Source organism: Candidatus Poribacteria bacterium (assembly GCA_021295715.1).
Classification (GTDB): domain Bacteria; phylum Poribacteria; class WGA-4E; order WGA-4E; family WGA-3G; genus WGA-3G.
Genome location: JAGWBV010000034.1, coordinates 40,126 through 47,645, shown reverse-complemented (window position 1 = coordinate 47,645; position 7,520 = coordinate 40,126). Strand labels below are relative to the sequence as shown.

The 7,520-nt window shown below is 49.1% G+C and carries 9 protein-coding genes; 4 read left to right on the top strand and 5 right to left on the bottom strand.

What is annotated here, in order from left to right; translation table 11 throughout:
• The first annotated feature begins 311 nt into the window (after positions 1 to 311).
• From J4G07_10425 to J4G07_10415, 3 genes are read left to right on the top strand one after another with little or no spacing between them, the layout of a single operon-like run.
• Complete coding sequence (locus J4G07_10425) at positions 312 to 782, top strand: ubiquinol-cytochrome c reductase iron-sulfur subunit (protein MCE2414412.1); 471 nt, start codon at positions 312 to 314, stop codon at positions 780 to 782.
• Entirely contained in the window at positions 782 to 1,984 is a 1,203-nt protein-coding gene (locus J4G07_10420; protein MCE2414411.1) for a cytochrome bc complex cytochrome b subunit, read from the top strand. Before J4G07_10425 ends, J4G07_10420 begins: the two co-directional genes overlap by 1 nt.
• 18 nt (positions 1,985 to 2,002) lie before the next feature.
• Positions 2,003 to 3,313: an adenine specific DNA methylase Mod gene (locus J4G07_10415; GenBank protein ID MCE2414410.1), complete on the top strand. Its 1,311-nt coding sequence runs from the start codon at positions 2,003 to 2,005 to the stop codon at positions 3,311 to 3,313.
• Positions 3,314 to 3,511: 198 nt separating this feature from the next.
• Here J4G07_10415 and J4G07_10410 read toward each other — a convergent pair whose 3' ends face one another.
• Positions 3,512 to 4,216 carry a tetratricopeptide repeat protein gene (locus J4G07_10410; GenBank protein MCE2414409.1) on the bottom strand — a complete coding sequence of 235 codons (705 nt, stop codon included), beginning with the start codon at positions 4,214 to 4,216 and terminating at the stop codon, positions 3,512 to 3,514.
• Between the two features lie 105 nt (positions 4,217 to 4,321).
• On the opposite strand from J4G07_10410, the gene J4G07_10405 reads away from it, so the two are divergent.
• Positions 4,322 to 5,155 carry an amidohydrolase family protein gene (locus J4G07_10405; GenBank protein MCE2414408.1) on the top strand — a complete coding sequence of 278 codons (834 nt, stop codon included), beginning with the start codon at positions 4,322 to 4,324 and terminating at the stop codon, positions 5,153 to 5,155.
• Between the two features lie 71 nt (positions 5,156 to 5,226).
• Here J4G07_10405 and J4G07_10400 read toward each other — a convergent pair whose 3' ends face one another.
• The 4 genes from J4G07_10400 to J4G07_10385 all read right to left on the bottom strand — a co-directional run bounded on the left by J4G07_10400 (position 5,227) and on the right by J4G07_10385 (position 7,493).
• Positions 5,227 to 5,796 (bottom strand): nitroreductase, encoded by a 570-nt coding sequence (locus tag J4G07_10400; protein ID MCE2414407.1) that lies wholly within the window; start codon positions 5,794 to 5,796, stop codon positions 5,227 to 5,229.
• Between the two features lie 89 nt (positions 5,797 to 5,885).
• Complete coding sequence (locus J4G07_10395) at positions 5,886 to 6,065, bottom strand: SUMF1/EgtB/PvdO family nonheme iron enzyme (protein MCE2414406.1); 180 nt, start codon at positions 6,063 to 6,065, stop codon at positions 5,886 to 5,888.
• Positions 6,066 to 6,184: 119 nt separating this feature from the next.
• Complete coding sequence (locus J4G07_10390) at positions 6,185 to 6,973, bottom strand: prepilin peptidase (protein ID MCE2414405.1); 789 nt, start codon at positions 6,971 to 6,973, stop codon at positions 6,185 to 6,187.
• 85 nt (positions 6,974 to 7,058) lie between these two features.
• Positions 7,059 to 7,493 carry a type II secretion system protein GspG gene (locus J4G07_10385; protein ID MCE2414404.1) on the bottom strand — a complete coding sequence of 145 codons (435 nt, stop codon included), beginning with the start codon at positions 7,491 to 7,493 and terminating at the stop codon, positions 7,059 to 7,061.
• Positions 7,494 to 7,520: the final 27 nt, after the last annotated feature.

The window sequence follows — 7,520 nt, the reverse complement described above, 5'->3', positions numbered from 1 at the left end:
TGAAGGGCAAACGTGGAAAAAGCCTTAATAGTTGTCGGTTGTCGGTTGTCAGTTATCGGTCACAAGAGGGTTGTCTTAACCGAAAACCTCTTAACCGAAAACTGATAACTGAAAGGGTTTTCGCATGAAGATTAAGAATTTAATCGGGTAATGTAGGTGTTCATTGTCTGAATCAGGATTTACAAGATTCAAGGATTTGCAGGATAATGGAGCCTTCTTGATTGAAAACTGTTCTTTATAGAATTACCCAAATATTTTATTGAACTTCATCAGAAAGCCCTACTGATGATCATTAAAAAAGGAGAAAGTGGATGGCAAAGCAGGGGAACCGACGCTCATTTTTAGAAATCGGTACAGCGTTTATCGGAGGAGTGTTGAGCCTCGCCGCCGGCATTCCGCTCATCGGCTTTGCGATTTCGCCTGCCTTCAAAAAAGGGGAGTCGAAATGGGTTGATTTGGGGCTCGCCGACCGACTCAAAAACAGTCGTTTTAAAAAAGTGGACTATACCTTCACTGCCAAAGACGGCTGGGTCAAGGCAACAAAAAAACGCTCTGTCTATTTGACGGATGCCGGTAATGGGGAATGGACGGTCTTTTCGCGAACCTGCTCACACTTGGGTTGCCTTGTTCGGTGGGATGAACAGAAGGAATCTTTTCTCTGTCCGTGTCATGGCGCGGTGTTCGACAGGAACGGAATTGTTGTTGCCGGACCGCCGCCGCGTCCGTTGCAGAAACTACAAACGAAAGTCGAAGCCGGCATTTTGTATGTGAAGGAAACATAATGCGGCAATTTCTCAACGAGCGTCATCTACGCAAACCCCTACCGAAACACATCAATTTGCTTTTCTCACTGGGCAGTTTGGCGATGTTTCTGCTTCTGCTTCAGGCGGCTACGGGTGCATTTTTGGCGTTATATTATTCGCCTTCACCCGAGCATGCACACAATGCGGTAACGTATATCAGCGAAGAGGTGCCGTTTGGATCATTCGTTCGCGGGTTGCACCATTGGGGTGCGAGTGCGATGGTCATCATCGTCTTTCTGCACCTGCTCCGCGTCATCCTCTATGGTTCATATAAAGCCCCGCGCGAATTGACTTGGATATTCGGCGTTCTCTTGCTGCTGGTCGTCCTCGGTTTCGGATTCACGGGTTATCTCCTTCCATGGGACGAGAAAGCATACTGGGCAACGGTTGTCGGTGTCGAAATCGCCAGCACTGCCCCCATTTTGGGCGATTTTGTTGCGAAGGTCTTACGCGGTGGAACCGAGATCGGTGCGGTGACCCTGTCTCGATTTTACGCGCTCCATACAATCTGGTTACCGTGGCTGGCTTTCGGTTTAGTCGGTGTGCACCTCTTCTTCGTCCGCTACTACGGTTCTTCAGGTACCCCACAGAACACCTCAGAAGAGATGAAGGCAGGGAAACCGTTCTATCCGGATCAGGTCTTTGAAGACGTTGTCGGCATGCTAATCCTCTTTGTAGTTCTGGCAGCCGTTGCGCTGTTTGTGCCTGTTCCGCTTGAAGATGTCGCCGACCCAACGAATGCGAATTATGCTCCGCGACCCGAATGGTATTTCCTATTCCTGTTTCAACTCCTGAAGTATTTCCAAGGTCCGCTCGAAATCGTTGGAACGTTTGTCATTCCGACGGTCGGTATGGTGCTCTTACTGTTCCTCCCGTTCTTAGACAAAAGTGAGCGTGTCGTCCTCTATAAGCGACCCGTCGCATTGACGGTTACGACCCTCTGCGTTGTCGGGATTGTGGGATTAACGATCCTCGGTGCGAGTTCTCCAAAGCTTGAAACGCAGGAAACACCGCAACCGACGGAGCAACTCGAAAGCACTCCACCAACCGATACAGAGACGGCGGAAGTCGAAGAAGGAGAAGCGGTCTTTGATTTTCAGCTCACCGATGAAGAAATTGAAGGAACGGAAGCAGCCGAAGAGGTCTTTGATTTCCAATTAACAGAGGAAGAGCTGCAATAGTGTGTCTCATAGCGGCCTATGAAAAACCGTAATTTAACAGAACAATTCACGCTTTTCCCCTCAGATAACGAATCCGAGACTCTAAAAGAGGACCCGACATCTGACGAAGTAGCGTTGGTTTCGTTCCGAGAACTCGTCCCTGAAATCAACGATACCGGTTATCTGACGCACGCTATTTTCGCGTATCCTGCGAAATTCATCCCGCAAGTCGTTCGGTACGCCATCAACACCTACACAAAGGAAGGGGATTGGATTATCGACCCGTTCGCCGGTTCGGGGACTGTGGGTGTCGAGGCATATCTGTGTAAACGCAACGCCGTTCTACTCGATCTGAATCTACTCTTGAACCATATCATGCCACTCAAGGTCTATCGTGGGAAAGAATTGCTCAGCGAAGCGAATTTGCACAAACGATTGGAGGGCATGCGAGAAAGTAAACACGAGTTCACACCGCATTGGTCGAATGTTGACTACTGGTATGCGCCGGAAATCTTAGACGTGCTATCGCGGTATTGGGGTTTCATTCACAACACAGATGGTGGGATCTATTCAACTATTATCAAATCCGCGTTGTTGAAGGTTAGCAAACGCTTCTCTTATACAGAAGACAGAACGCCTAAGCTCGCCAGATCTCAGCGTAAGTTGAAGGTTATAGAGGAACTGCTCAACGAAAATTGGAGAGAACAGTTGGAAGCGATGACCCGCAGTCTCTCCTTGAAGACGTTGAGAGACCTCAACACCTTCACGATGCACACACAAAACCAGTTTGAACATCTGGGGAAGGTAGAATTTTATGGGGGTGTGGATTCGTCCTATGCTCCTGTGCCGAGAGACTGCGATGCGTTAATCACATCGCCACCGTATCTCCAAGCCCAAGAATACATCCGTTCTACAAAGATGGACCTCTTCTGGTTAGGACACACCGAAGAAGAGATTCGTGAATTATCGCGGCTTGAAATCCCGTATCGGAAAGCAGATCGGCTGATTCAGACGGAAACGTTGGACAAAATCAGGAAGATGCTCACACGGGACGACCTACAGAAACGACTCGACTCCTATTTCTGCCACACAGTCAACGCACTTGAAAATTCGATGAATCAACTGAGACCGGGCGCAGCCGCTTGTATTTTCGTCGGTAATCCATGGGTTGATGATATAATGGTTGAATTGTGGCGAATATTGGCGGAGTATTTCACGGAACGCGGGTTTGTATTTGAAAAAGTCTATGAGGACAAGATTAAAACGCGGAAACTCTTCGGTGCTCGGAAAAATAAGAACCCAGACGGAATGAAGTCGGAATTCCTACTGATTTTGCGGAAGGACTTTTAATAATTCGCAAAGCGTTAAATTAAGCGATAGGTTCTCTAACGGTTTTCGGATTCAGAGTCGCCTGCGCCGGTGTTGCAGGCTGCTATCTTAAAAATAAAAATGGACCGTAAGCCCGTAACGTAGTGGAGGGCGGATACACGAAAAGACACGTGAAAGCGCAAATTCACCTGACCGAACCGCAAGGAAAATTAGAAAGTACTATCTATCAAACATCTCCTCAGCCGTGCGGATCTGCTGTTCAAGATAAGGGACACCCTTTGCGCGCTCCAAGAAAATCTCCAGATAGCGACGCATCATGAGCGGATCGCCATTTTTTTCATACGCCTGTGCGAGACGATAGTAAGCTTCCGCATCGCTGTCATCAAGGGATAAGCCTTTTTCGTAGGATTGGATAGCGGGGAGGAATTCCCCGTTCTCCTCGTAAGCGAGACCGAGGTTAAAATAGGTATCAGCGTCCCCTTCCTCTATTTCGAGGGCTGCCTTGTAATTTTGGATAGCCTCCTGATACATTTCGCGTTGGAGATAGGCACCCGCCATATTGTAGTAAGCATCGGCAAAGGTTGGTTCCGTCTCAATAGCGTTTTGGAAGGCGGCAAGTGCCTCGTCGAACTGGTCTGTCATGTCGTAAGCATAGCCGAGATTGTTGTAGAAGGCGGGGTTTCCCGGGGATAACTCAAGCGCAGTGTGGAACGTCTCAATCGCAGGGACAAACAAGCCGAGGTCGGTGTAAACCAAACCGAGATTGTTATAGGCGTGATGGTGCTGGTCATCAAGTACAATAGCATTTTGGAAAGCGTCCATAGCATTCTCATATTCACCGAGTTCACGATAGGCTATGCCGAGTTGAATATACCCTTCCGCATCTGTCGGATTGAGTGCCTGTCCCATTCTGAGCTTCAACACATCACGTTGCAGTTCCCGCTTCTGTTGCTGTGCCTGATCAGAAGGATTACATCCAAACAGCAAACAGGTTAAGAGCCCTATTACGATAAAAGGAAAAATTAAAAAATGATTATTGATACACATACACATTTCTACGATCCAACGCGCCCCGAAGGCGTTCCGTGGCCGAACCCAGATGATGACGTGCTTTACCGAAAGGTTATGCCGGAAGACTACAAAGCACTCGCTGTCCCCGAAGGTGCGACAGGCACTGTCGTCGTTGAGGCGAGCAAATGGCTTGAAGACAACCAGTGGATTCTCGACCTCGCCGCAGATGAGCCTTTCATTGTTGGGTTCGTTGGACACTTAGAGCCCGACGCAGCGGATTTTGAAGCGTCTCTGTCAAGGTTTTCTGCGAATCCACTCTTTCGCGGAATACGCCTCGGCGGGGGACACCTACGTGCCATCGGTGACGACACGTTCTTAGCCAATATTGAAAAGTTGGCAGCGAAAGCACTCACTTTGGACCTGTTGATTAATCCTGAGATGTTATCCGTTTTGCCAACCTTGGTTGAGCATACCCCAGAAATGCACATCGTCATCAACCACATCGCGGGTGCGCGAATATCAGAACAGCCACCCGATCCGGGTTGGGTTTCCGCAATCCATGAAGTCGCTCGCTACCCAAACATCTATTGCAAGGTATCTGGACTCGCAGAACACACGGGACAAATCCCCGCGCCGACGGATGTCGCCTATTACACCCCAACAATAGATGTATTATGGGAGGCATTTGGTGAGGATAGGCTCATCTACGGGAGTAATTGGCCCGTATCTGAACGTTTCGCGCCGTATAAAGTCGTGCAGCAGCTTGTGAATGACTACTTTAGTGCGAAAGGCGATGCAGTCAAGGCAAAGTTCTTCCATGAGAACGCCACGGCAGCGTATCGACTGAAATAGTTGTCAGCAGTCGGGGCGTTCGACACCTAATTCCCTCTTACTGACCGCTGATGACTGATTGCCGACGGCTTTTATGCCACCCAGCGGATAAACTCGCCTGCGGGTTGTCGTTTCGGTGCGCCGATGTCGGCGGGATACCCTGTGTAGAAGAAGCCGATGATGTACTCTTGTGACGTATCAATTCCGAGCAATTGATACGTCTGCTCTTCAAGCGTAATTCTGCCGGTGCTCCACTGCATTCCGACGCCAGCATCCCATGCAGCGAGCTGGACGTTCTGCACCGCACAGCAGGCAGCGGCATAATCTTCCCGTCGACGTTGCTCATCACCCTCCTGTAGGCATGACACGGCAATAATCGTCGGCTTGGACATGAATTTCTCGTAAGCCAATTCACCGATTTTGGCAAGATTCTCGGCATCAACGTGATCGGGGGTATCCTCAATCTTAATTTCGCGGTAGCGGTCTGCAAGAATCAGTTTCGTCTCCTCACCGATGACAGTGAACCGCCACGGCTCTGTGACATGGTGATTGGGTGCCCATATCCCAAAGCTGAAAACCTGTTCGATGACATCGTTCGGCACCGGTTCCGGTTTAAACTTAAAAATGGTGCGTCGTGAAAGAATTGCGTCTTTAACATCCATAACTCAGATCCTCCTTATTGGATTTAATTATACCCTACTGACCCGTTAATTGCAAGATGCCGGTTTTCTCGTAATTCGCCAACTCCGAATTAAGGTGTTACAGGTCTCACACAGCGGAAACCGCGAGCCTTGTTTGTAATCCGAGGGGTGAACCGTGTGCGATCGGAAACTCGCACAAACTTGGCGTTACTTACCCAAGAGCCGCCGCGCAACACACGGACGCTTTTAACATCCGTAAAAAAGGTAGACAGTGTGCCTGGGTTTTTCATCGTCTTCCCCATCGTTATCGTTGGTTCTGATTCCCATATCGAAATTACCAGCAGGGATAAACATCATATTTTCTCCATAGCATTAGATGGCTACAGCACACGGCGTGTGCCTGCTACTTTTAATGCCAGCCAACGAACCGCAAATAGGTACTCCAGAGCGTGTCTCCCCATAGAAGCACAAGCACAGCGGCACCTGCAAGGAAGGGTCCATACGGGATAGGACTCTGCCGACTTTTGCGTCCGGAGAGAATCAAGGCACTCCCGACGATTGCTCCACTTAGGGCAGAGAAGGCGATCACCATCAGGAGTTCGGGCCACGCACCGAGGAACAATCCGTTGAGTGCCATCAGTTTGAGGTCGCCACCGCCCATTGCTTTCTTGCGTAAGATCGCGCTCCCAATTACGGCGATCAACCATAACACCGTCCATCCAGCAACGGCACCGATGAGACGTGTAAGCAGATACCAAACATCGGCACGCTGATACGCGATCCCACAGACAATCACCAAACCGAGAATCAACCCCGTCACGATGAGGACATTTGGAATAATGTAGTGCCTGGCATCGATGACAGAGATCGGCAACAACACAGCAATGAAGGCGATTGCGAGTAGAAATTCGAGGGTTAACCCGAACTGGTAGAACATGAGTAGAAACAGGGCAGCCGTCGCTAACTCAACCAACGGGTATATAACGGAAATCTTCGCCTTACAAGACCGACACCTTCCCAGCAAAAGCAGATAACTTAAAACCGGAATGTTGTCGTAAAAGTTTATCGGTTCATTACATTCAGGGCAAAAAGAGCGACGTGGGGAATGAATCGACACGTCTGGGAGCGGAATACGGTAGATACATACATTGAGAAAACTGCCGACTGCCAAACCAAAAAGGAGAATAAAGACCCACATATTTTTTACCGGTTATTGGTCTTCGGAAGAGGGTCATCGGTTAACCTGTCCCGTCTTTAACCGACAACTGACGACTGCTAACTAACTACCACCAATACTTTTCACCGAGGCGCGCGTCCGCATGGTAGACTCTACTAATCTCCGCGACACCACCGATGCGATATTTTTCAGGGACACGCGGGTGATTTTTTGCAATCCCCACCTTATAGGCATCTTGCTGGAGAACATAATTCCCACCCCAAGGTGTTTCAGGAATAGACTCCAGATAGTTACCACGCCATCCTTCAATGCCAGTATCCGTCACCAAAGCACCTAAATTCGTTGGATACCCACCGGTGTGCTTGAAGTACTTCTTGATGGCAACAGCAATGGTTTCGACATCTATATCCGCCGCGCTCACCTTTCGATACTCCTGCCACGGTGGGAAAGAAAGTGCCACAATGATAATGGCTATAATAACAAGGATGAGCAGTTGAAGTCGAGTCATCCCGTTATTTTCGTTGATGTTTTTCTGTAGCATGGTAACAGTCGGGAATCGGAGTTCCCT